A 23,325-nucleotide genomic window follows, 5' to 3' on the forward strand; every position below is an offset into this window, starting at 1 on the left:
TTTCAATGACTAACCACGACGAAGAGTCAGCCTCAGCTATCGCGCTGAGCTGGCTCCACCGATTCGCGCAAGCAGTCCAGCAGACGGATGCCGCTCAACTCAATGACATCTTCGAAGAAAATGCCGGATGGCGCGACTTGATGGCCCTCACCGGAAATCTGCGCCAGGCTCACACGAAAGCAGAGATCATTGACCTACTTCTGGCTGTCGCTCCAGATATGAAGCCTCAGGCATTTCGTCTCGACGACGAACGCCCCGGTCCCAGCCGAACTGCGACGACTCCGCCTCAAATCGAGCTTTTCTTTGAATTCGATATCGAGCTCGGACATGTGCGAGCTCTTGCTTATCTGACCGAGGCAGGCCATGCGGTTACGCTCATGACCCAGCTCACCGAGCTTGCCGAAGTGACACCAGTCTGGCCAAAAGTCGGCCGTTTCGATGACGAACACCCCGCTACTCGCTGGCGCGATCACATTGCACAAAAGGCTGCCTTCGTCGATGACGATCCAGAGGTACTGATCGTCGGAGGCGGACAGTTCGGGGTCATGACAGCTGCTCACCTTGCGCGGCAAGGTATTGAGGCGCTTGTCATCGACAGGCTCCCCCGGGTAGGTGACGTCTGGCGCACCCGCTACGAGGCTCTCCAACTCCACCAGCCCTATGGCGTCGTGCAGTTCCCATTTTTGAAGTTCCCGGAAAACTTTCCCGAGTACATCCCGAAGGACAAGTTTGCGGATTGGTTTGAAATTTACGTGCGCGCGCTGGACCTGAATTTTTGGACCTCCACGACGTTCGAGACCGCGGACTACGATGACGTCGACGAAGTCTGGAACGTTTCGCTGAAGGTTTCCGACGGCACGTCGAGAACGATGCGGCCAAAGCATCTTGTCCTCGCAGCCGGTGGCCTCAGCGTTCCGGAATGGCCAGATCTGCCTGGACTGAATGACTTTCAGGGGAGCATTACTCATGCGAGTCAGTATGTGGATGCCACTCCGCACACCGACAAGAACGTCCTGATCGTCGGTGTGGGAACTACGGCGCACGATATCGCCCTCGACGTCACTGCCGCGGGAGGACATGCGACGCTGCTTCAGCGCAGTCCGTTGATCGTCGTTGATCTTCCGACCGCAAACAAAATGTATGGAGACTTCGTCGACCGATCCGTTTCGACCGACCTCGTGGACGCACGTTTCTTGGCGGGAGCGGTATACCCGCAGCTTCGAGAAGGCTTTCTCGCCTTCCAAAGAACTGTCGCCGATGTCGAGGACGCTGAACTGCGGGCGGGTCTCGAGCGTGCCGGAATGCGACTCTGGGCTGGGCAAGATGACACCGGTTTCTACTACTCATTCTTGCGGTCGCTAGGCGGTTTCTACATCAACGTTGGGGCTTCAGATGCCATCATCCGCGGAGACATCTCCATCCTCCAAAGCGAAGATCTATTGCAGTTCAACGAAAGCGGAGTCAGCCTCCACGACGGAACCACCAGGAAGTTCGATGCCGTAGTCTTCGCCACCGGTAGCCAGCCACCGATTGTGGGCGTCGCGCAACTTCTGGGAGATCATGTCGCAGAGAAACTCGGAGACGTCTGGGGTTTCGATTCTGATGGCGAGATGAGGAACGTGTGCAAACCGACCGCTCAACGAGGGTTGTGGATCCTCATGGGAAGCCTTCCGATGGCCCGCTGGCATTCGCCGCTTGTCGCGATGCGCATCGCAGCCGAGCTTCGTGGTCTTATTCCCGCCGCATTCCAGGACCCGGACCACATTACCTGGCATCGACCATTCAACATTGTTGCCGCTGACAGCGGCAGACTTATTGCAGACGCACCCACACCCGCCACACTCACAGTAGGAGCTTAAGAACCCATGCGTATGAAAGACAAAACGATCATTGTTACCGGCGCGGGTAGCGGAATGGGTGCCGCTCACGCCAGTCGATTGCACCGTGAAGGGGCGAACGTCGTACTGACCGATATCAATGCCGAGCGTGGCGAAAAGAATGCCCAAGCGCTAGGCGAGCGTGCACATTTTGTCCATCACGACGTGAGTAACGAGGACGGGTGGGCCCGAGTTATCGACGAGGCGGAGGAGGTCTTCGGGACTGTCAACGGCCTGGTGAACAACGCAGGAATCAATTTGGAAAGACCGATCGATGATTTTTCTGTTGCCGACTATCAGAAGGTAATTAGTGTAAATCAGATCGGTGTCTTCCTGGGCCTGCGAGCGGTACATCCCGCTCTCGTTCGCGCGGGTGGTGGAGGAATTGTCAATGTCAGTTCAACCGCCGGCATGTTTGGAATGGCGGAGGGAATCGCTTACTGCGCATCAAAAGCTGCAGTTCTTGGGATGAACCGAGTTGCCGCCGTTGAATTCGCAGCGGACAACATTCTCGTCAATGCAATCTGCCCCGGGTTCATCGAAACGGAAATGGACGCAGGCATAGCGCCCGACGTCCTTGAGCACTATGTCGGCAAAACCCCACTCGCCCGACGAGGACAGCCCGAAGAAGTATCGGCTCTGATCCTCTACCTGCTTTCGTCCGACAACACTTTCACGACCGGGGAAGAATTCATCATCGATGGTGGAATGAGCAAGCTGTATTAAGGACCAACGCCTACAAGGCGCTCGTGTCGATTTTGATGCTGCACAGGGTCGTGGTGCGAGCGAATCGCGTGCACCACGGCCCATTGTCGCTTCAATGTAACCAAGCCCTCAAGGACGTGCACGCACAGCTCGCCTACACAGTTGAGCCCCAAGGCTCGTCGAGAACTCAACGTATGCATTCCCCTTCGCCGACCAAGCCTCTCGGTTGAGTCTGAACGAGGTCGAATCACGACTCGACGAACGCATGCTGGCCGGTTGTACCCGTGATTCGCCCCATATCGGACAGACGAAGGACAAACAATATGACCGCCGCCAGAGAAACAGATCTCCTCGCAGGCATCCCCAAGCGCCTATTTATTGACGGCGACTGGATTGCTGGCGAAAACAACAAGACCCTCAATGTCTACGATCCCGCGACAGGTGACGTCATTGCGGAGATCGCTGATGCGAGTCCTGCGGACGGCATGCGGGCCCTTGACGCCGCAGTAGCGGCCCAAGAATCATGGGCAGCGACCGCCCCTCGTGTACGAGGAGAAATCCTCCGCCGCGCCTTCGACTTGCTTCAGGAGCGAAAAGAGGACGCTGCACTGCTCATGACTTTGGAGATGGGCAAGCCAATCGTTGAGGCGCGAGGAGAGGTCGCATATGGCGGCGAGTTCTTGCGCTGGTACAGCGAAGAGGCTGTCCGCATCTCAGGTCGTTTCGGAGAAAATCCTGAAGGCACGGGGCGCATGGTCGTGTCGCAACGTCCGGTAGGCCCGAGCTACCTCATCACGCCCTGGAATTTCCCGCTCGCAATGGCCACCCGCAAGATCGCTCCGGCTCTTGCCGCCGGTTGCACTGCCGTGATCAAACCAGCCGCACTCACACCGCTAACGACACTGTTCGTCGCGGGACTGCTCGAGGAAGCTGGACTACCTCGAGGTGTACTCAACGTCATCACCACCTCCACCACGAGCACCGTCTCCGGCCCAATCATCGCTGATCCGCGACTACGGAAGCTTTCCTTTACCGGTTCCACACCGGTCGGCCGCGAACTCATCAGGCAGGCTGCGCAGAATATACTCCGCACCTCGATGGAACTCGGCGGGAACGCACCCTTCATTGTTTTCGATGACGCAAACGTCGATAAGGCCGTGGACGGCGCGCTGGCTGCGAAATTCCGCAACATGGGCCAAGCCTGCACCGCCGCAAACCGATTCATCGTGCACTCCTCTGTTGCTGAAGAGTTCGCCTCCAAGCTCTCCGCCCGCGTACGAGCAATGCATGTCGGCCGCGGTACCGAGGACGGCGTCAATATCGGCCCGCTGATCTCCGACAAAGCAGTAGATAAGGTCGACGAGCTAGTACGAGATGCTATTTCACGAGGCGCAAAACTCGTCGCTGGTGGGCACAGGATTGCTGGCCCAGGTGCCTTCTACGAACCGACGGTGATAACGGGGGTCCCACTGGAAAGTGAGATCTTGCGAGACGAAATCTTCGGACCAGTCGTCGTCGTCGTCGAATTTATTGACGAAGCAGAGGCAGTGCACTTAGCGAACGACACTGAATATGGACTTGTCGCGTACGTATTCACCGAATCGCTTGCGCGAGGCAATCGGATGATTGACCAACTCGATACGGGCATGATGGGCTTGAACGTCGGCGTGATCTCTAATGCCGCTGCCCCTTTCGGTGGCGTCAAGCAATCGGGAATCGGACGCGAGGGCGGCACCGAAGGTATTCACGAATACCTCTCTACGAAATACACCCTCCTCCCCAACCAATGACACCCTGAAAAGGGAATCAGTAGTATTCCTGAGATGCCCTCATCGGGTGACACGTTGTCGGTCTCGGGATCACCGAGTGACTCGGCGGCTATTTCGTGTGAGCCTGATGAGCGCCCACCTGCGGTTCGATCGCTCGAGGGCTCTTCTGACTTTTACATGGCAAGCCTGCCAGCCTTGGTGTGCTCCACGACGCGCAGACCGCGCCAGAACATAAACTCAGCAGTTGCAACACCAAGCAGAGGAACAGAAACTAGCCACCCGGGCCCGGCCGCCGGCACAAGAAACCTCCACGCCGAGAAGCCCAGAGCGGCAACGAATACAACGCACCGTCAATCGTCACCCGCGTCGCGCCAGCTTGTCAGCGAGCAGCGCTAGCGATGACGTCTTAGCGCCTCCGCGACGCGCCTCCACGCCGTCAGCGACGCCGTAAATTGCATAAAGCGCATTTGCCCCAAGCCACCGCAGCGGTTCAGGCTCCCATTTAGCGGGAAGTTGCCGGACCCATGGTGATCTGCTCAGTGATGTCCGTCGATCAAGCACAATATCGGCCGCAATTTTGCCCGCTAGGTACGCTGCCGTAACACCCGAGCCTGCGTAGCCTCCAACGCGAAGAATCTTTGCGTTTTCATCGACTGCGATGGTGGGTGACCAATCGCGGTGCACACCGAGGATGCCGCTCCAGGCATGAGCCGGTTTGGCAGCGATCTCAGGGAATAGATCGTGCACAACCTTGAGAAGTGCCTGCACGGTTCCCTCATCGAGCTTGCCCGAAGGGTCGAATGAACTGGCAAATTGGTATGGCTTCCCTCGACCGCCCAACGCGATTCGCCGGTCGACCGTGGGCCGCGCGTAGAAGTATGTATGGGCACTTCCCGAGGCCCCTGCATGCCCGCCCCATCCGATACTCTCCCACTCCCGCGGAGTAAGGGGCTCTGTGACGAGCAATGAGCTGTTCAGCGGCAGCATTGCGCGTCGCTGGCCGCGCTCACGCGCCGTGTAGCCCTCGGTGGCAACGACGATCCATCGGGCTCTTATCGTGTGCCGGCCAACTCGAAGCTGGCCAGGACCAATCTCGCTAGCGCGCGCTGGAGCGCGCAGCACTACACCAGCAGAGATGGCGAGCATCATCAGCTCGCACATCATTCGCGCAGGATCAACGGTGTAGCCGTGTTGCGAATAGATGGCCCCGGTCGTGTGACTGATTCGCACGTGCTCTTCCGCCTCGGTGGCGGACAGGAGCCTGAGGTCTTTTTCTGCGACCCCCCACGACCTGCTTTTTTCTACGTAATGTTCTATTCGCGCTTGCTCGCTGTCGCTTCGTGCGACCTGTAGCCACCCGCCTTTACGAGCGTTGATCCGCTCGCGACCAAGCAGGTCAACGATTTCGTCGATGCCCGAACGTAGCTGGTCGTCGACCTCCATGACGGCGTGCCGTCCCCCAGGTCCTTTCGCTAACTGGGACCTGATGCCCACCGTTTTTGCCGACAGCCAGCCGCCGTTGCGGCCCGATGCGCCGTACCCAAAGCTCTCCGCTTCGTAGACATGGACGGACAGCTTAGGGTCGGCGGTCTTTAACGCCCACGCGGTCCACAAGCCGGTCAATCCACCGCCGACTATTGCGACATCGCATTCTTCATCGTTCTCAACGCCATCGACGTCGGGCCATTCGATGTCGGCCTGATTGAGCCAATAGCCGCGCTTTCCGTTCTCCATAGCAGTGTCACCCATGTTTCTGACCTCAGTTCTTGATGTAAAACAGGCGCTTATTCGCAAATTCGTCCATACCCAATACACCGAGCTCTCGCCCGAACCCGCTCCGCTTGACACCGCCGAACGGAATGTTGGCTCCTTCGCCACCCGGGGTATTGACGTTCGCCATGCCAACCTCAAGACGTTCCGCAACTTTTTGTGCGCGTTCTACCTGAGTGCTGAAAACAGCACCGCCCAAGCCATAGACAGAATCATTAGCTAGACGCACTGCCTCGTCGTCGTCGTGCACCCTGTACACGACGGCGACCGGACCGAAGAGCTCTTCGTCATACGCGCGCATGCCTGGAACTACTCCTGTTAGTACGGCGGGCGCGAAGTACGCCGTGGGCTCTGGCCCGAGTGTGCCGCCCGCGTGGAGAGTCGCGCCCTTGTCGACTGCGTCCTCTACCTGGGCTCTCAGACCCTCAGCCGCCGCACGAGACGACAGCGGGGCATAGCGGCCGTCGGTCCAGTTTGCAGGATCGCCGGGAGCGATGTTGATCGCAAGTTCAGTGAGGCGTTCGACGAACGAATCGTAGATACCATCCATCACTATGAGGCGCTTATTCGAGTTGCAGGCCTGACCGGTATTTGCAAGGCGTGTGCGCCAGGCCTTTCGTGCGCTCACGTCGACATCATCAGTGTCAAGGACGATGTAGGGGTCGGAACCACCCAGCTCCAGCACGCACTTCTTCAGATGTTTCCCAGCCGTCTCACCGACTGCCGAACCGGCCCGCTCCGAACCGGTCAGCGATACACCCTGAACACGTGGGTCCGCAATAATGGTCGCGATCTGCTCCCGGCTGGCAAAGACGTTCTGATAGACGCCCTCGGGAACGCCGGCGTCCGTCATCAGTCGCGCGATCGCCAGTGCTGAAAGGGGGACCGAATTTGCATGCTTGAGGAGCATAGTGTTTCCGAGCATCAGGTTCGGCGCTACGAAGCGCGCGACTTGATAGAAGGGATAGTTCCAGGGCATGATTCCGAGTAACAGCCCGATCGGACGCCGCTGGATCACAGCTTCGGCGTTTGCTGCTTCAAGCGGTTCTCCCTCGATAAGGGCGGGGCCGCGATCTGCGTAGAAGTCGAAGATCTCGCCGCAGAACTCTGCCTCCCCTTTCGCTTCGATCCGCGGCTTCCCCATTTCGGAAGTGGCAATTGCAGCCAACTCCTCGGCGCGCTCCGCAAACAACACCCCGACACGGCGCACGATACGAGCCCGAACCTCAACGGAAGTTGATCGCCAGCTTTGGTAGGCCGACTCGCCGCGTTCGATAGCGTCAGTCAATTCGGAATCGTTGATTCCCGCGAACTCCGCTTGAATCTCTCCTGTGGTGGGATTCACGGAACGGTAAGTCGGTGTTCCATCAGTCGTTATCATCGTGTGTCCTACTCAATCGGATCTTGCTTCGGGGCTGTGCGATTTCATGTGTTTTCAGTAGCGAACGACATCGGCCAGGTCGGTCATGCGGCACCCTGGATTCTCGTCGATCACGCGGAGGAGAAAGTTGAGCTTCTCGATTCGTTCGCCTGACCGCGGTGCCCCGTTTTTCTGAAACGGGACGCCCAGACCTACCGAGAGGTCCATCACGATGTCATCGATCACGCCACCTGATCGGCCGGACGGAACCGAGATCAGGCCATGCTGGGTTGCTTCAGCGTGTGTATCGAGGGCCTCGGAGATCGTACCCACCTGATTGGGCTTGAGGACGAAGCCGTCAACCGCCTTCATGGCTATGGCCTGCTGCAGGCGCTTTCGATCAGAGACGATGAGATCGTCTCCGAGCAACAGGGTGCGGCTTAATTCGCGGCGAGCACGAACGTATCCTTCCCAATCATCTTCGTCTAGCAGGTCCTCCACGAAAACGAGATCGAACTCCTGCGACAGGTGAGCAACGCTTTCGATGAGGTCGTCCGCGGAAACGCGCCGGCCGTTCAATTCGTATGTCGCGGATTTCGAATCGTACATTTCACTTGACGCGCAGTCGAGGGCGTAGGCAATGTAATTGTCTACCTGGCACGCGACGGCGGCCGTGCGCATGAGGTCAAGCACTGCCGCTGGGTCTGCGTACGGTGCCGCATGACCGTAGGAAGTGGCTACGCGCGGAGGGGCTTTTGTCGCCTTCGTCATCTCCAGACCTATCTGATGAAACAGACGTACGCCGATTTCAATGGCGTGCTCGACGGATTCTGCGCCCGATGGGACGACGAGGAATTCATTGAAAGGCTGAGTGAATTCATCGTATCGGCCACCGTTTACCACGTTGAAACACGGCACCGGCAGTCTGTTGACGGTGTCCCCCGCAATCAATGCATACAGTGGTGTCTTTTGAGAGGCGGCCTGCGCCCGGAAGCACGCAATCGATGCTGAGTAGATCGCGTTGCCGCCGAGACGTCCTTTGTCGGGACTGCCATCGAGAGCGATCATTGCTTCGTCGAGTGCGGACTGATCTTCGATGGGCATCGTGCGCAGCGCGTCGGCGATCGGACCGTTGACGTTCGCCACGGCTTTCTGGACGCCGAGGCCGTTGTAGTGGCTGAAGTCATGATCGCGAAGCACAGAGGCTTCATGTGCGCCGACAGTCGTGCCGGTGGGCCCGGCCCCTCTCCCCACGGTTCCGTCTTCGAGGGTGACCTTCACCTCGACCATAGGTCGGGCTTTGCAATCCAATATTTGCCGCGCGTGAACGTCCGTGATATTCATTTCAGTTCCCCATACTTTCCGATAGCGCCGGCACATAAATGATGTGAAGGTCGCAAAGATTTGTGCCGGTGTTTCCCGTGACGACTACATCGCCTATCGAGGCAAGCGCCTCGTGAGTGCCATGCGTTCGAAGTGAATGATGTAGATCAACACCGTTTGCTGTTGCCCGTTGAACGGTTGTCGAGTCCGTAATGGCGCCGGCGGCCTCTGCTGTGCCATCAGTGCCCTCCGTGTCAATAGATATAAGACAGGCTCCCGGAATGGCGGCGGCATCGAGGGCAAACCCCACCGCAAGCTCATGGCCAGGACCGCCCGTACCCTCCAGTGGATCCGACTCGGCAATGGTCGTCGTCACCTCGCCCGCAGCCAGAATGAAGCATGGTGCACTAATCGGTGTGGCATGCTGCTGAATTTGTCGTGCCACGGAGGCCAAGAATCGACCGGCTTCTTTCGCCTCACCTTCGAGGTAGTAGGTCAGGGTGAGGGCAGGGTAGCCGCGTTGCGACGCGCCTCGCTCGGCCAGGAGACTCGCATCTGGAAGCGTGTTGATGACGAAGTACGTGTTGTCCGGGAATGCCTTTGGGGTTTCCGAAGAGTCGTCGGCATTCATGAGGTAGTCGACGACGGTGCGGGGTAGTCGGTCGGCGAGCTGATATTTGACGATGCACTGCCGAGCATCCTCAAGAGTTGTCTTATCAGGGCCGATCGGTGTCGATGTGTAGGTCAGAGAAGGCTGACGAATATTATCTGTAGGTGGTTTGCCAACGGCATCTGAAATACCGATACCGATGAGTTCCGCGCCGGTTTGGGCAATGCGCTGGGCGAGCCGGCCACCGTTTGTTTGCGAGATGTGTCGGCGAACGGCGTTTATCTCATAGATTCCCGCCCCCGACTTCAGAAGGGTGTCCGTTGTGGCCCTCTCGTCGTCGAGGCTTATCCCCGGCACAGGGCAGCTCATCAAAGAGGACGAACCGCCTGAGATGACGGCGATGACGAGGTCGTCGGGCCCACAGGAGTCGACAAGCTCAAGGATCTCCAATGACGCTTGGTGTCCTTCATCATTGGGCAGAGGATGGCCACCGACGTGCAGTTCTGTGCGCACGAACGCATCGTCGCGAGATTCACGGATCTTCACAATGGCTATCCCGCGCGTCAGGTAGCCGCCAAGAACGTCTTCCATCGCCAAGGCCATGTGGTTGCAGGCCTTGCCTGCACCAACGAGATAGATGTTCGATCGATGCGCGAGATCCCAGCTCTTCTCCCCTATGTGCAGGATGCTGCCAACCATGTGAGCGATCGAACGAATACGAGTGTAGGAGTCGAGTCCTTGCAGCGTGTCATTCGTGATATCCAGCACGAGTCCGCGGGACACCTTGTCCCCGTGCTCCAGAATCTCGGCCTCGTTCTGGATCTTCGGAGCGATCTTCGCGATGTTAGTCATTGCTGCTTGTTTCCCTTTGTAGAGGTGCGAGGTTTTCGGATGTACGCCGGTGGCAATTCGAAAAGTGTCATCACTCCCAGAGCGAGAGCATTTGACCGACTCCCAGTTGGATCGCGCGTTTGTACAGATCGAATCCCCAGCCGATATCGAGAACAGACATTCCGCTGGCAACAAATACGACTCGGCCCGTCCCTTGCTTGACCATGAGCGCAGGGTTGGCGACAAAGTCGCCCAAGCTAGACGAGTCCTCGAGCTTCGGCAGGCGACCCTCATCGATGAGCCTGTACAAAGGCCCGCCGATTACGCCATCGTAAAAATGAGAACTATCGCCTGACGCAGCGGCTTCAGAAATGTATTCCTGGTGCAGAGGTACGTGGTCATAAACGAGAGTGGACGTGGTCCACAGCTCGTCATCCGCTGCCATTGGGCCCGTGAGCATGATGACCGCATCTTCCCTAAACCACGTCGCTTCCACCTCGAGCGGGGCAAGACGGGACGCAGCAACCGTCACGACATCAGCGTCTAGCACCGCGCGCTCGACGGAATCCACAACTTTCGACTCGATTCCGAAAGTGGATGAAATCCAGGTTGCAAGATCCTTGCTGACGGAGGGGACGATGTCCATGCAGGTCACCGTTCTTACGTGGGGTAGTTCTAACAGGAGGGCCTCCACACACGCGCGGTTGATTGGCCCACAACCGAGAACCGCCAGAGAGGCAGCCTCGTTGCTGACGAGATATCGGGCGGCAACGCCCGGAACTGCCCCGGTGCGGCTTGCGCTAATCGTGTTAGCCGACAGAAGAGCGAGTGGCTCGCCAGTTTCAGGGTCATTCAAGATGAGCGTCAGAACGGAGCGCGGCAGTCCAAGAGTCCGATTTGCCGCATTGGAGCCGTACCACTTATTGCCGCTTACATTGAAACGACCGCCGACATACCCCGGCATCGTAACGAAGCGACGGTCAGGTCCAGCCAGAGGCATCGCTGGGAACTTTGATAGTTCGGGAAATTGCAGGCCCAGCCCATGGCTATTTCCGTGCGGGCCGCCCATCAAATAATCGCCACTGTTTAGAAGGCCAAATATCTCTTCGATCGTGTCTATGCACGATGCCGTGTCCAATACGCCGCATTCGGTCACATCAGCCTCGGACAGGTATCGAAACTGGGTATCCATGACTCTTCCTCTGATTCACGACCAGCCCACAGTCCGATGAATCGGGGGCCGCGGGATCGTTCATCCAGTTTCAGTCAGTTGTGTATTTGCGTCCAGCGCACAGTTATGTGCTTATCCTGTAAGGAAAACTGAACGAAGGAGAAGCGTGCTGAGTACCCATCGTCTGCACCTGCTCAACCAATTCAAACTTCGGGGAACCGTCACACAAGTGGCGGAAGCGCTCGCGTACAGCCCATCTGCCGTCAGCCAACAATTAGCGCAGCTCGAGACCGAAGCCGGTTCGCGCCTATTCGAGCCTGCAGGGCGAGGAATACGACTCACTCCGCAAGGTGAAGTCCTCGCAGCTCATGCGGCGCGAATTCTCCGACTTGTCGAAGAAGCAGAGACAGACCTTGCAAGCGCAGATCAGGTACGAGGTGAAATCAAGATAGCGACTTTCCAGACGGCGGCCCTTACTTTAATACCTGCTCTGTTGGCAGATCTCAGGCGGCTTCATCCTGAACTCATTGTGAGGTTCAGGGTGCTGCAGCCCGATCTCGCTATCAACGCATTGCTCGCTCACGATTACGACCTTGTCCTCGGAGAAGAATACGAGGGCCAGGAACTCTCCCTTAGTCCTGCAGTTGACCGTCTGGACTTCTTGAAAGACCAGATGCGCGCTTACTGCCCGTCCGGCCTGAAGTCGGACGCGGCGAACTTCGAAGACCTTGAGGGACTGCCCTGGGTAATGGAGCCTTCAGGTAAGCCAGCCCGCGCGTGGGCAGAATCATTATGCCGACAGCACGGTTTTGAACCACTCGTTCGCTTCGAATCTGACGACCTCGTCGTGCACCAGCGATTAATCGCAACGGGCCATGCTGTGGCGATCCTGCCCGACCTAATCATGAGGTCCGAGAAACTCGTCGATACCCACGTCATCACCGCCCCCGCAGCGCCCTCCCGCACGGTTTTTCAAGCAACTCGGCGAGCTTCGAGCGGGCGACTTGCAATTGTCGCCGCACGAAACGCGCTTCGTTCGGAGGGGATCCGATTCAGGTGCGAGTCGGGGCCGATTTGATTCGTTTACACCAGACGTCGCCATCATCGAACGCGGCGTAAACCCAGGCGGCGAAAGTGCCGCTATAGGTGATGTCCGCAAGCCAGAGATATTCCTGTGCCGACGCAGTGAGCTGCCGCTCCACGAGATGACCGGACCGATCTGCCAACGGCCCCGCAACGGTGATCTTCGTGCTCCGAAATCGGCGGATCCCATAGAGTACGTCGCGGCGCATCACTCTTTCGATCGTGCACCGGCCACCGGGTGGCCTTCGAGGCGCGGTGGAGCTCCGCCGCCGTTTCCAGCGTGTGCGAACTACCAGATCGTGACGCGCTCCTCGGGAGCCAGCCACAGAGCATCCGACTCGGTCACCCCGAACGCCTCGTAGAACTCGTCGATGTTGCGCACGATCTGGTTGCAGCGGAACTCGTTCGGCGAGTGCGGGTCGATCGAGAGCAGGCGAATGACCTCCTCGTCGCGCGACTTCTGCTGCCAGGCCTGCGCCCACGACAAGAAGAAGCGCTGAACGCCGGTCAGTCCGTCGATCACCGGAGGCTCTTCGCCGTCGAGCGACAGCAAGTACGCGTCCCACGCGATGCTCAGGCCACCCAGATCGCCGATGTTCTCACCGATCGTCAGCGCACCGTTCACGTGCTGGTCGGGAACCTGCGCCGGGGCGAGAGCGTTGTACTGATCGATCAGCGACGAGGTGCGCTTCTCGAAGGCCTCGCGGTCGGCCTCGGTCCACCAATCGGTGAGCCGGCCGTCGCCATCGAAGCGTGAGCCCTGGTCGTCGAATCCGTGCCCGATCTCGTGGCCGATGACCGCGCCGATCGCGCCGTAGTTGGCCGCGGCATCCCGGCTCTCGTCGAAGAAGGGGTACTGCAGGATGGCCGCCGGAAAGACGATCTCGTTGAAACCGGGGTTGTAGTACGCGTTAATGGTCTGCGGTGTCATGAACCACTCGTCGCGGTCGAGGGGCTTGCCGATCTTGCCCAGCTCGCGCTGGAACTCGAACTCGCTCGTGGCCCGGATGTTGCCCGCCAGGTCCTTCGCATCGATGGCAAGAGTCGAGTAGTCCCTCCATTTCACCGGGAAGCCGATCTTGGGCGTGAACTTGTCGAGCTTGTCGAGAGCGCGCTCGCGCGTCTCGGGCGTCATCCACTCGAGGTCGGTGATGGATGCGCGATACGCCTCGATGAGATTGGCGACCAGCACGTCCATGGCCGCCTTGGCCGTCGGCGGAAAGTGACGGTCGACATAGATGCGGCCGACCGCCTCGCCCATGGCGCCCTCGACGAGAGAGACTCCGCGCTTCCAGCGGGCACGCATCGTCGGCGTTCCCGTGAGCGTGCGGCCATAGAAGTCGAAGTTCTCGTTGACGAAGGCGGCGGGCAGGTAGGCCGCTGCGCCGTGCACGACCTGCCACGACAGCCAGTCACGCCAGGCGTCGAGCCGGTCTTCGGTGAGCAGCTCGGCGATGCCGGAGACGAACGAGGGCTCGCGCACAACGAGCTCGTCGAAGACGCCCTCCGGGGCACCGAGTGCCGAGCGCCACAGCTCGAGATCGACGGACGGGGCCGACGACGCGAAGTCGTTCCACGACACGAGGTTGTAGGTGGCCTGCGCGTCTCGGGTCCGCACGTTGTCCCAGTGGGTGGCCGCGATCGCGGTCTCGAGGTCGAACACGCGCTGGGCGCGAACGCCAGGCTCCGAGAGGCCCGCGAGCGCGAACATCCGCTCGATGTGCTTGAGGTATGCGGCCCGGATGTCGGCGAACTTCTCTTCGCGGAAGTAGCTCTCGTCGGGCAGCGAGATGCCGCCCTGCTCGAGGAATACGAGGTAGCGCTCGGGGTTGCCCGGGTCGTTGTCGACGAAGAGGCGGAAGAACCCGCCCACTCCCTGGCGTTCGAGGTGCGCGGCCGTCTCGAGCAACTCGCGCACACTCGAGACGCGGGCGGCATCGGCGAGCTGGGCCTCGATCGGGGTGGCGCCCAGCTCTTCGACTCGCTCCTCATCGAGGAAGCTGGCGTAGAGGTCGCCGAAGGTGCGCTCCTCGGTGCCGGGCTCGGCATCTTGCGCCTCGATGATGATGTCGCGCACGGCCTTCTCGGCCTCTTCATGCAACTGGTAGAACGAGCCGTCTCTGGCTCGGTCGTCGGGAATGACCGTGCGGGCGATCCACTTGCCGTTGACGTGCCTGAACAGGTCGTCCTGGGGGCGGATGGAGGGGTCGAGTTCGTTCAGATCGATGCCGGAAGTCGTCATTGGGCAAGCCTAGCTAGGCTCGCAGGGTGAAGGCTCTGGATCGTGACATTCTGCGTCTCGCCATTCCGGCCCTCGGCGCCCTCGTCGCCGAGCCGCTGTTTCTGCTCACAGACACCGCCCTCGTCGGGCATCTGGGAGAGACGCCGCTCGCCGGTCTCAGCATCGCGAGCGCCATGCTCCAGACCGCGATCGGCCTCCTCATCTTTCTCGCCTACGCCACGACTCCGGCGGTCGCGCGCCGACTCGGCGCCGGTGACAGGCCCGGCGCCATCCGTGCCGGCATCGACGGTCTCTGGCTTGCGCTGCTGCTCGGAGTCGTGCTCGTGGCCGTCGGCACCGTCGCAGCCAGGCCACTCGTGCAGCTCTTCGGAGCGACACCGGCGGTCGAGGAGCAGGCCGTCATCTACCTGACGGTCTCACTCGCTGGCCTGCCCGCCATGCTGCTCGTGATCGCGGCCACGGGGCTGCTGCGCGGATTGCAAGACACAAAGACCCCGCTCATCGTCGCGGTGAGCGGCTTTGCAGCAAACGCGGCGCTCAATGCCCTCTTCATCTACGGCCTCGGGTTCGGGATAGCGGGTTCGGCCGCGGGAACCGTCGTGGCCCAGTGGGCGATGGCCGCCGTGTATCTCGTGATCGCCGTGCGAGCGTCCCGAAGCAACGGCGTCAGCCTGCGTCCCGGGCTGGCGGGCGTCACCGGCGCCGCGGCATCCGGCGGCTGGCTCTTTCTGCGCACGGCGAGCCTGCGCGCGGCCCTGCTGGCGACGGTGGTCGTCGCATCCGATCTCGGCGTCGTCGAGCTCGCGACCTTCCAGATCGCGTCGACACTCTTCTTCACTCTGGCGTTCATTCTCGATGCCCTGGCGATCGCGGGGCAGGCTCTCGTGGGTCACGGGCTCGGGGCACAGGATGTCTCGCGCGTGCGAGGCGTGATGCGTCGCCTTGTGCTGTGGGGAATCGGGTCCGGCCTCGTGCTCGGTATCGTTCTCGCCGCCGTCGCACCCTTTCTCGGCCCGATCTTCTCGTCGAGCCGCGATGTGCACCAAGCGCTCGTTGTGGTCGTACTCGTGATGGCGATCGGGGTACCCCTCGCCGGCTACGTCTTCGTTCTCGATGGTGTGTTGATCGGCGCGGGCGATGCCCGCTATCTCGCCCTCGCCGGGCTCGCGACGGTGGTGGTCTACGCGCCGCTACTGCTGCTCGTCGCCCTGTTCGGCCCCGATGGCACTGCCGGCCTCGTCTGGCTGTGGCTCGCCTTCGGCTTCGGCTACATGAGCGCGCGGGCCCTCACCCTGGGCCTGCGCGCCCGAGGAACCGCCTGGATGCATACCGGCGGTTAGGCTGAACATCCACGTCTTTGGGGGTCACCACATGCCGCATCTGCTCGTCACCGGCGGCGCCGGGTTCATCGGCAGCGAGATCGTGCGCCAGGCCCTGGATGCCGGATGGTCGGTGCGCATCCTCGATTCGCTGCGGGCCGATGTGCACGAGGCGGCCCCCACGCTCGACGATCGTGCGGAGTTCGCGTTCGGCGACGTGCGCGACGAGGAGACAGTGGCGCGCTCACTCGAGGGCATCGACGCCGTCTGCCATCAGGCCGGCAAAGTGGGGCTCGGCGTCGACTTCTACGATGCCCCCGACTACGTGTCGTCGAACGAACTGGGCACCGCCGTGCTGCTCGCCGCCATGACCCGCGCGGGCATCGATCGCTTCGTCGTGGCCTCGTCGATGGTGGTCTACGGAGAGGGCAGCTACCGAAACGAGGCCGGCGAGAAGGTGCGTCCACCCGCTCGGAGGGTCACCGATCTCGAGGCTGGGTTCTTCGAGCCCCTCGACCCGGCCACCGGTACCGCTCTGATTCCCGAGCTCATCGCCGAGGATGCGCCGCTCGATCCGCGCAACGTCTACGCGTCGACGAAGCTCGGCCAAGAACACCTCGCCTCATCGTGGGCGCGTTCGGCAGGCGGCAGGGCGATTGCGCTGCGCTATCACAACGTCTACGGGCCGGGGATGCCGCAGAACACCCCGTACGCCGGCGTGGCCTCCCTGTTCCGCTCAGCGCTCGCTCGCGGCGAGGCTCCCCGGGTCTTCGAAGACGGCGCCCAGCGGCGCGACTTCGTGCACGTGAGCGACGTGGCGGCGGCAAACCTCGCGGCCCTCGACGCAACAGCCTCGGTCGAGTCTTCGTCATTCGCGGCCTACAACGTGGGCAGCGGTGTCGTTCACACCATCGGCGACATGGCCGCAGCCATCGCGCGCGCCTCCAGTGGAGCCGACCCCGTCGTCACGGGCGAATTCCGCCTCGGCGATGTGCGTCACATCACCGCATCGAGCGACAAGATCGCCCGCGAGCTCGGCTGGCGCGCGGCCGTCGACTTCGACGCCGGCATGGCCGAGTTCGCCACCGCCCCGCTGCGCTCGGGCCGCTCGTGACCGACACCGCCCTCGTCGATGTGGTGCTGCCCTGCCTCAACGAGGCCGAGGCGCTGCCCTGGGTGCTGTCGCGGCTGCCGGAGGGCTATCGCGCGATCGTCGTCGACAACGGCTCGACGGATGCCTCGGCCGACATCGCGCGCGCGGCCGGCGCCACGGTGGTCGCCGAGTCCCGCCGCGGCTTCGGAGCCGCAGCGCACACCGGCCTGCTCGCCGCGACCGCGCCGATCGTCGCGTTCTGCGACGCCGACGCATCCATGGATCCGGCGGAGCTGCCTACCCTCGTCGAGCGGATCACGGCCGATCGAGCCGACCTGGTGCTCGGCCGCCGCATCCCGACCACCGCAGGGGCGTGGCCCCTGCACGCGCGCTTCGCCAACCGTGCGCTCTCGTTTCTGATCAAGCGTCGGGCGCACATCGCGATCAAGGATCTCGGGCCCATGCGTGCCGCACGCCGCGAGGGTCTTCTGTCACTCGACCTGACAGATCGGCGAAGCGGCTATCCGCTCGAGATGCTGCTGAAGGCATCCGCCGCAGGGTGGCGCATCGAGGAGTTCGACACCCCATACAGCCCGCGGGTCGGCCGATCGAAGGTCACGGGAACGATCCGCGGAACCTACATCGCCGTCAAGGACATGTCGAAGTTGCTGCGCGAGGTGAAACGCCGAGGCTGACGCTCCGTCAGAGGACTACCCCCGCGTCGCCAGCCACGCGCCGATCGCGGCGTCGAGTTGATCGTCGTCGACGGCCTCGTCCGGTTCGATGGGCACGCCGTAGCGCTTGCCGGTGCGGTCGGCGTCGACCGCCACGGTGAGGTTCACCACCGCTCCGTCGTAGAGCCTGAACGGCTGATTCGCCGTGCTGAAGCCGTAGCTCGGCTGCCCGAAGACGCGCACGTTCGCCTGGCCGATGAACGCGATCGCGACCGCCTCCGCTGAGCTGCCGGTCATGCCGTTGACCACCACCGCGACCGGGCCGTCGACCTTCGGTTGAGGGGCGCTCGCCTCGCTCTGCTGTGTGCCGCCGGAGGAGACCGCGCCTCCGTCGACGGAGATGACGGTCGAGGCGTCGACGGATTCGAACGTCTCGACGGTGCCGTCGTCGAGAAGAGGTGCCACGGCAGCGAGCATCGGCCAGACGTTGCCGCCGTGATTGTCTCGCAGATCGACGACCCAGGCCGAGGTGGTCGGGGCCGCCGTGCCGATCGCGGAGACGACGGTGTCGATGTACTTCTGGCCGAAGGAGTCGCTCCCGGTGCCGCCGCCGATCAGCGTCGGAAGCCGAATGGTCGTGACGCCGTCGGCACTCGAGACCGTCGGCAGCTGGTTCGCCGACGTGCTGCCCGACGACGGGCCGAACATCTCGGCGGCCTTCGCCGGATCGGCGAACGTCGTGTGCGGGCCGCCCAGCTCGGTGGCCGCTGTGGCGAGCGCGTCGTAGGTGTCTGCGTAGTCAGTGGCGTTCGCCACCTCGGAAAGAGTCTCGGCCCGCACCGCGTCATACCGGTCCGGCGTCGCCTCGAGCCCGTGGCGCATGTCGTCGAGCGCATACTCCGCGTACTGCTGAGGCGACGGCGGCGCGACGTAGATGCCGTATGTGCGCAGCAGAGGAGCGGCCGCGACGATGCCCCCGACTCCCAGGGCGGCCACACCGACCAGGGCGACGCCCACGATGATCCCCGCGCGACGTCGACGCCGCCCTCTGTCTTCCGGTGTGCGGGGCGTGGTCGACGGGTGAGTTGAGGTGTCTCCGGGCATGATGTCACTCTACGAATCGTGAATCCGAGCCGCGTCAGACCACGGCACGATCCCGGCCCGACGTTCCTCGACCTGCAGTACGACCGAGACGCCACATAGCGCACATCATCGGCGAAAGGAATCCGATCGGGCCTTCGCGACGAAGTACATACAGTGACCAGTAAGGGTCGCTCGATAACGTGCCTCGCTACAGAGACCAACCGGAGACCAAGCCAGGAGGCCTCATGCTCACCATCGCAGTCATCGCCAAGGAGTGCATACCCGGGCGCGTGAAGACGCGGTTGCACCCGCCGTTCTCGCTCGAGGAGGCCGCTGAGATCGCATCGGCGAGCCTGGGCGACACGCTCGACGTCGTGTCGGCCATCCCCGCCGACCGGCGCATCCTGTTCTTCGACGGCCAGAACCCGCCCGCCGAAGCCGACGGTTTCGAGGTTCTGCAGCAGAACGAGGGAACGCTCGACGAGCGACTGGGCTACCTGTTCGACTCGGTCGACGGCCCCCTGCTGATGATCGGCATGGACACACCGCAGGTCACCCGCGAGCTGCTCGAGCCGGCGCTCACCCGGTGGCACGACGACATCGACGCGTGGTTCGGCTTCGCGAGCGATGGCGGATTCTGGGCTCTCGGCATGCGCGAGCCCGATGGCTCCCTGATCCGCGGAGTGGCCATGTCCGAGGCCGAGACGGGTCGCGACCAGCTCGAGCGCCTGCTCGAGGCCGAACTCCGGGTCAAGCTGCTGGCCGAGATCAACGATGTCGACTCCATCGACGACGCCCGCGAAGTCGCCGCGATCGCCCCCGACGGGCGCTTCGCCGAGGTCTTCGACCGCGTCAGCGTCAGAGCCGGCGTGCGCGACCTGCAGCTCGACCGCCGAGCCTAGGCCGACACCGTGAGACGCCTTCTCGCGTACACGCAGCAGGCTCTCTCCGCGCCCCCGCGTAACCCGCGCATGGCCGTCGTCATCGGCCGCCTTCTCGCGATCGCGTTTCTGCTCTGCTTCGGCACCGGCCTCTACAGCCACTTTCTGCAGGAGCCCGAGCCGTGGATGCGATTCTCCACGGTGCCGGCTCAGCTCTATCAGGTGACCCAGGGCATCCACATCGCCGCCGGAATCGCCTGCTTTCCACTGATCCTCGGCAAGCTCTACACGATCTATCCGCAGCTGTTCCAGACGCCGCCGGTGAAGAGCCCCCTGCACCTGCTCGAGCGCGCATCCATCGCCCTGTTCGTGGGCGCCTCGCTCGTGCAGATCACCATCGGCCTGCTCAACACGTACCAGTGGTATCCGTGGAAGTTCGGCTTCCGCGAGGTGCACTGGGCGCTCTCGTTCGTCGTCATCGGGTCGCTGGCCATCCACATCGCGGTGAAGCTGCCCATGATCGCCCGCTTTTGGACACGCAATTCCGAGGGCACGCGCGAGTTGCGCGGCGAGACAGCGGGTGGCGAGACATCGGGCGAAACTGCTCCGGATGCCGCTGCTCCCGTCGCCGAATCGGCTCCGGTCGGCGGCATCACGGGTCGCATCTTCCGCTGGATCGACGGCGCGCCGTCAGCCGAGCCCGCGGTGAGCCGTCGTGGATTCGTGACCGCGGTCGGCGTCTCCACGGCCACGGTCGTGGCGCTCACGGCCGGCCAGTCATTCGCGGCCCTCAGCCCGTTCAACATCTTCGCGCCGCGCGTGAAGGGAACCGGGCCGAACGCCCTGCCGGTGAACCGCACCGCGAAGGCCGCGCAGGTTCTCGACACGGCGGTGTCTCCCGACTGGGCACTCACCATCTCGAACGGCCCGCGCACGGTCTCGCTGACCCGCGCCGAACTGCTGGCGCTGCCCCAGACCACCGTCGAGCTTCCCATCTCGTGCGTCGAGGGCTGGAGCCAGATGGCCACCTGGAAGGGCGTACGTCTGCGTGAGCTGCTGAACAAGGTCGGAGCCGACACCGCGCAGGGACTCAAGCTCACGAGCCTCGAGAAGAAGGGCGGCTACCGGGTCACCCAGATGGGCCCGGAGTACGCCTTCGATGCCTCGACCCTCGTCGCGCTCGAGGTCAACGGCGACACCCTCGACATCGACCACGGCTACCCCGCGCGCATGATCGCTCCCGGCCGGCCGGGCGTTCTGCAGACCAAGTGGCTGAGCAAGCTGGAGGTCGAGGCATGAAGATCACACGCGTCATCCTGATCGTGATCGGCCTCGCCGGACTGTTCCTCGGTGCCCTGATCATGGTGCAGAAGGAGCGCCCCGACCAGATCCTGGGCGTGATCGTCTGGATCGGCGCCGCCATCATCGTGCACGACGGCATCCTGTCGCCGCTGCTTCTGCTGCTCGACGTCTGGATGCGCCGCGCCGGTCGCCGCATACCCTTCGGCGTGCTCGCCATCGTCCAGGGCGGCGTCGTAGTGGGCGCGATCATGAGCATGCTGGTGCTACCCGAGATCTACAAGAAGTCCATCGGCACCAAGAACCCCACGATCCTGCCGCTCGACTACGGGCTCAATCTCGCTCTCTTCTGGGCCGCGGTCGCGCTGCTCACGGCGGCCGCCTGCGCCATCTACCTGCGTCGCCGCCGCGCATCCTCACCGGCGTCCTCCGCGTCGATCGATTAGCCCGCGGCTCACCTCAGGAGCGCGACCGACTCGCGTGCGTGCGCGCCTTCATGCGGTTGCCGCACGTCGCCATCGAGCACCATTTCGCCGTGCCGGGTCTGCTGTGGTCGACGAGGAACAGGTTGCACTCGTCGTTCGCGCACGCACGAAGTCGGTCACCGAGCTGCGTCGTCACGGTCGACCACGCGAGAACGGTGTGCAGGGGAAGACTGCTTTCCGTCGGGGAGTCGAGCTCCCACACCACGCCGTCTCGGGTCACGCGCGGGGTGCGCACGGTGCCGTCGATGAGGCTGGCCAGTTCGTTGAGGGCCGCTGGGTCGCTTTCGCGGATCACCGACTGGATCGCGTCGCGTGCGCGCCGTAGCTGCGCGATCTCCTCTGCCGTTCCGGTTCCACCCCAGCGGCGCGCGAGCTCGTGCCCAGCTGTGCCGTCCAGGCCGTCGAGCGGTCGTCCGTCGACCACGGGCGCGCTGTTCAAAACAGCCAACAGCAGTTCCTCGTCCCGGTCCATGGCTCCTCGATCTCGTGCTTCGTCTGGCGGCTCCCGTTCATGCTACCGTCTCACTAACCAGTAAAACAAACTTAAGGGGTTAGTCATGGTCACCGTCCATCACCGCACTATTTCTCTCGACGGGCTCGACGTCTTCTGGCGCGAAGCCGGCCCTGCCGACGCTCCCGTGCTCGTGCTTCTTCACGGATACCCGAGCAGCTCCCACATGTTCCGACACCTCATCCCCCGGCTGGCCGAGCATTACCGCGTCATCGCGCCCGACCACATCGGCTTCGGTAGATCGTCCGCGCCATCCGTCGACGACTTCGAGTACACCTTCGCCGCGCTGGCCGAGGTGACCGGCCGGTTCCTGAGCGCCCTCGGCATCACGCGATACACGATCTACGTGCAGGACTACGGCGCACCCATCGGATGGCGCCTGGCACTGAATGATCCCGCAGCGGTCGTCGGCGTCATCACGCAGAACGGCAATGCCTACGAAGAGGGATTCGTCTCCGATTTCTGGGATCCGATCTGGGCCGATGCCGCGGAGCGCACCGCCGAGACGCGTGATGCGCTTCGTCCGGCCCTGGGTCGGACGGCCGTCGAATGGCAGTACACCCACGGCGTACCCGATCCGTCGACCGTCGATCCGGATGCGTGGGAACACGACCTCGCGCTCCTCGCCCGGGTGGGCCAAGACGAGGTGCAGCTGACGCTCTTCCGCGACTACGCGACCAATAGGGATCTCTACCCCGCCGTCCACGAATGGCTCCGCACCTCGCAGGTTCCCGTGCTCGCGATCTGGGGACGCAACGACGAGATCTTCGGCGCCGCCGGCGCCCAGGCTTTCCTCCGCGACGCGCCGGATGCTCGGATCGAGCTCATCGATGGCGGGCACTTCCTCCTCGAATCAGACCTGGATCTCGTCGCCAGCACGATCACGAACTGGCTCGCCGCGAAGCAACCCGCCTAGAGCCTGCGCGCACCGACCAAACCGATTGTCGAGGGGTGGCGAACTACATGTGTCCGCAACAACTCCCCAGCAAAGGAAACCCACCTCATGCGCTCACTCGCCAAGACCTCGATCAGCCTCGCCGCTGCCGGTCTCCTCGCCTTCTCCCTGGCCGCCTGCTCGACGACGTCTGAGTCGACGGAGTCGACCTCGTCGTCGCCCACCTCGTCTGCCGAGTCGACCCCGACTCCGGTCGCGTCGATCCCCAGCCTCTCCGGTGTCGACACCGCCGTCCTCCTCGACTCGGGCTTCGCCGCCGCTCTCACCAGCCTCGGCCTCACCCC

At 62.4% G+C, this 23,325-nt stretch carries 19 protein-coding genes and 1 pseudogene; 12 read left to right on the forward strand and 8 right to left on the reverse strand.

All coding sequences use genetic code 11. The features are described from left to right. The first annotated feature begins 5 nt into the window (after window positions 1-5). The 3 genes from CCK87_RS15580 (at window position 6) to CCK87_RS15590 (ending at window position 4,372) form a co-directional block, all read left to right on the forward strand. Window positions 6-1,859 (forward strand): NAD(P)/FAD-dependent oxidoreductase, encoded by a 1,854-nt coding sequence (locus CCK87_RS15580; RefSeq protein WP_086462324.1) that lies wholly within the window; start codon window positions 6-8, stop codon window positions 1,857-1,859. 6 nt (window positions 1,860-1,865) lie between these two features. Beyond that, window positions 1,866-2,603, forward strand: a complete 738-nt coding sequence (locus CCK87_RS15585; protein WP_086462325.1) for a glucose 1-dehydrogenase — start codon at window positions 1,866-1,868, stop codon at window positions 2,601-2,603. A gap of 302 nt (window positions 2,604-2,905) precedes the next feature. Further along, a complete protein-coding gene (locus tag CCK87_RS15590; protein ID WP_086462326.1) occupies window positions 2,906-4,372 on the forward strand; it encodes an NAD-dependent succinate-semialdehyde dehydrogenase in 1,467 nt (488 codons plus the stop codon). Between the two features lie 336 nt (window positions 4,373-4,708). On the opposite strand, the gene CCK87_RS15595 is transcribed toward CCK87_RS15590, so the two are convergent. The 5 genes from CCK87_RS15595 to CCK87_RS15615 form a co-directional block, all read right to left on the reverse strand. After that, window positions 4,709-6,100 (reverse strand): FAD-dependent oxidoreductase, encoded by a 1,392-nt coding sequence (locus CCK87_RS15595; RefSeq protein ID WP_212638248.1) that lies wholly within the window; start codon window positions 6,098-6,100, stop codon window positions 4,709-4,711. A gap of 10 nt (window positions 6,101-6,110) precedes the next feature. Next, window positions 6,111-7,502, reverse strand: a complete 1,392-nt coding sequence (locus CCK87_RS15600; RefSeq protein ID WP_086462327.1) for an NAD-dependent succinate-semialdehyde dehydrogenase — start codon at window positions 7,500-7,502, stop codon at window positions 6,111-6,113. Window positions 7,503-7,556: 54 nt separating this feature from the next. Beyond that, complete coding sequence (locus CCK87_RS15605) at window positions 7,557-8,861, reverse strand: enolase C-terminal domain-like protein (RefSeq protein WP_349289999.1); 1,305 nt, start codon at window positions 8,859-8,861, stop codon at window positions 7,557-7,559. Then, entirely contained in the window at window positions 8,827-10,266 is a 1,440-nt protein-coding gene (locus tag CCK87_RS15610) for a DUF4147 domain-containing protein (RefSeq protein ID WP_086462329.1), read from the reverse strand. Before CCK87_RS15610 ends, CCK87_RS15605 begins: the two co-directional genes overlap by 35 nt. A gap of 70 nt (window positions 10,267-10,336) precedes the next feature. Continuing rightward, entirely contained in the window at window positions 10,337-11,437 is a 1,101-nt protein-coding gene (locus CCK87_RS15615; RefSeq protein ID WP_086462330.1) for a tyramine oxidase subunit B, read from the reverse strand. Between the two features lie 145 nt (window positions 11,438-11,582). Here CCK87_RS15615 and CCK87_RS15620 point away from each other — a divergent pair, with 145 nt between their 5' ends. Continuing rightward, window positions 11,583-12,494, forward strand: coding sequence for a LysR family transcriptional regulator (locus CCK87_RS15620; RefSeq protein ID WP_086462331.1), 912 nt, complete (start codon window positions 11,583-11,585; stop codon window positions 12,492-12,494). A 294-nt stretch (window positions 12,495-12,788) separates the two neighbouring features. On the opposite strand, the gene CCK87_RS15630 is transcribed toward CCK87_RS15620, so the two are convergent. Continuing rightward, on the reverse strand, window positions 12,789-14,741 hold the full coding sequence (locus tag CCK87_RS15630; protein WP_086462333.1) for a M13-type metalloendopeptidase: 1,953 nt from the start codon (window positions 14,739-14,741) through the stop codon (window positions 12,789-12,791). 26 nt (window positions 14,742-14,767) lie between these two features. On the opposite strand from CCK87_RS15630, the gene CCK87_RS15635 reads away from it, so the two are divergent. From CCK87_RS15635 to CCK87_RS15645, 3 genes are read left to right on the forward strand one after another with little or no spacing between them, the layout of a single operon-like run. Further along, the gene (locus CCK87_RS15635; RefSeq protein WP_249273935.1) at window positions 14,768-16,081 is read left to right on the forward strand and encodes an MATE family efflux transporter; all 1,314 of its coding nucleotides are present in this window, start codon (window positions 14,768-14,770) and stop codon (window positions 16,079-16,081) included. 31 nt (window positions 16,082-16,112) lie between these two features. After that, complete coding sequence (locus CCK87_RS15640) at window positions 16,113-17,174, forward strand: NAD-dependent epimerase/dehydratase family protein (protein ID WP_086462334.1); 1,062 nt, start codon at window positions 16,113-16,115, stop codon at window positions 17,172-17,174. Then, entirely contained in the window at window positions 17,171-17,848 is a 678-nt protein-coding gene (locus tag CCK87_RS15645; RefSeq protein WP_086462335.1) for a glycosyltransferase family 2 protein, read from the forward strand. The genes CCK87_RS15640 and CCK87_RS15645 overlap by 4 nt, the downstream gene beginning before the upstream one ends. Before the next feature lie 15 nt (window positions 17,849-17,863). Here CCK87_RS15645 and CCK87_RS15650 read toward each other — a convergent pair whose 3' ends face one another. Beyond that, a complete protein-coding gene (locus tag CCK87_RS15650; protein ID WP_086462336.1) occupies window positions 17,864-18,931 on the reverse strand; it encodes a S41 family peptidase in 1,068 nt (355 codons plus the stop codon). 224 nt (window positions 18,932-19,155) lie between these two features. On the opposite strand from CCK87_RS15650, the gene CCK87_RS15655 reads away from it, so the two are divergent. Genes CCK87_RS15655 through CCK87_RS15665 form a run of 3 tightly spaced genes read left to right on the forward strand, consistent with a single transcriptional unit; the run spans window position 19,156 to window position 21,536 of the window. Further along, the gene (locus CCK87_RS15655) at window positions 19,156-19,812 is read left to right on the forward strand and encodes a DUF2064 domain-containing protein (RefSeq protein WP_086462337.1); all 657 of its coding nucleotides are present in this window, start codon (window positions 19,156-19,158) and stop codon (window positions 19,810-19,812) included. Window positions 19,813-19,821: 9 nt separating this feature from the next. After that, a complete protein-coding gene (locus CCK87_RS15660; protein WP_086462338.1) occupies window positions 19,822-21,090 on the forward strand; it encodes a molybdopterin-dependent oxidoreductase in 1,269 nt (422 codons plus the stop codon). Further along, window positions 21,087-21,536: a hypothetical protein gene (locus tag CCK87_RS15665; protein ID WP_086462339.1), complete on the forward strand. Its 450-nt coding sequence runs from the start codon at window positions 21,087-21,089 to the stop codon at window positions 21,534-21,536. The genes CCK87_RS15660 and CCK87_RS15665 overlap by 4 nt, the downstream gene beginning before the upstream one ends. Before the next feature lie 13 nt (window positions 21,537-21,549). Here the strand turns inward: CCK87_RS15665 and CCK87_RS15670 are convergent, their stop codons facing one another. Continuing rightward, window positions 21,550-22,047, reverse strand: coding sequence for a CGNR zinc finger domain-containing protein (locus tag CCK87_RS15670; RefSeq protein ID WP_086462340.1), 498 nt, complete (start codon window positions 22,045-22,047; stop codon window positions 21,550-21,552). A gap of 85 nt (window positions 22,048-22,132) precedes the next feature. Between CCK87_RS15670 and CCK87_RS15675 the strand changes: the two genes are divergently transcribed. Together CCK87_RS15675 and CCK87_RS15680 are read left to right on the forward strand one after the other, a co-directional pair. Next, window positions 22,133-23,002 (forward strand): alpha/beta hydrolase, encoded by an 870-nt coding sequence (locus CCK87_RS15675; RefSeq protein WP_086462341.1) that lies wholly within the window; start codon window positions 22,133-22,135, stop codon window positions 23,000-23,002. An 87-nt stretch (window positions 23,003-23,089) separates the two neighbouring features. Beyond that, window positions 23,090-23,325, forward strand: a pseudogene (locus tag CCK87_RS15680) (hypothetical protein); the annotation flags it as partial.

It is taken from the genome of Agreia sp. VKM Ac-1783, from assembly GCF_900177765.1.
GTDB lineage: Bacteria > Actinomycetota > Actinomycetes > Actinomycetales > Microbacteriaceae > Agreia.

Excerpts from the sequence above, each read along its gene's own strand:
- CCK87_RS15580 (WP_086462324.1), top strand. The coding sequence starts at position 6 with ATGACTAACCACGACGAAGAGTCAGCCTCAGCTATCGCGCTGAGCTGG.
- CCK87_RS15585 (WP_086462325.1), top strand. The coding sequence starts at position 1,866 with ATGCGTATGAAAGACAAAACGATCATTGTTACCGGCGCGGGTAGCGGA.
- CCK87_RS15590 (WP_086462326.1), top strand. The coding sequence starts at position 2,906 with ATGACCGCCGCCAGAGAAACAGATCTCCTCGCAGGCATCCCCAAGCGC.
- CCK87_RS15595 (WP_212638248.1), bottom strand. The coding sequence starts at position 6,100 with ATGGGTGACACTGCTATGGAGAACGGAAAGCGCGGCTATTGGCTCAAT.
- CCK87_RS15600 (WP_086462327.1), bottom strand. The coding sequence starts at position 7,502 with ATGATAACGACTGATGGAACACCGACTTACCGTTCCGTGAATCCCACC.
- CCK87_RS15605 (WP_349289999.1), bottom strand. The coding sequence starts at position 8,861 with ATGTGCCGGCGCTATCGGAAAGTATGGGGAACTGAAATGAATATCACG.
- CCK87_RS15610 (WP_086462329.1), bottom strand. The coding sequence starts at position 10,266 with ATGACTAACATCGCGAAGATCGCTCCGAAGATCCAGAACGAGGCCGAG.
- CCK87_RS15615 (WP_086462330.1), bottom strand. The coding sequence starts at position 11,437 with ATGGATACCCAGTTTCGATACCTGTCCGAGGCTGATGTGACCGAATGC.
- CCK87_RS15630 (WP_086462333.1), bottom strand. The coding sequence starts at position 14,741 with ATGACGACTTCCGGCATCGATCTGAACGAACTCGACCCCTCCATCCGC.
- CCK87_RS15640 (WP_086462334.1), top strand. The coding sequence starts at position 16,113 with ATGCCGCATCTGCTCGTCACCGGCGGCGCCGGGTTCATCGGCAGCGAG.
- CCK87_RS15650 (WP_086462336.1), bottom strand. The coding sequence starts at position 18,931 with ATGCCCGGAGACACCTCAACTCACCCGTCGACCACGCCCCGCACACCG.
- CCK87_RS15655 (WP_086462337.1), top strand. The coding sequence starts at position 19,156 with ATGCTCACCATCGCAGTCATCGCCAAGGAGTGCATACCCGGGCGCGTG.
- CCK87_RS15665 (WP_086462339.1), top strand. The coding sequence starts at position 21,087 with ATGAAGATCACACGCGTCATCCTGATCGTGATCGGCCTCGCCGGACTG.
- CCK87_RS15670 (WP_086462340.1), bottom strand. The coding sequence starts at position 22,047 with ATGGACCGGGACGAGGAACTGCTGTTGGCTGTTTTGAACAGCGCGCCC.
- CCK87_RS15675 (WP_086462341.1), top strand. The coding sequence starts at position 22,133 with ATGGTCACCGTCCATCACCGCACTATTTCTCTCGACGGGCTCGACGTC.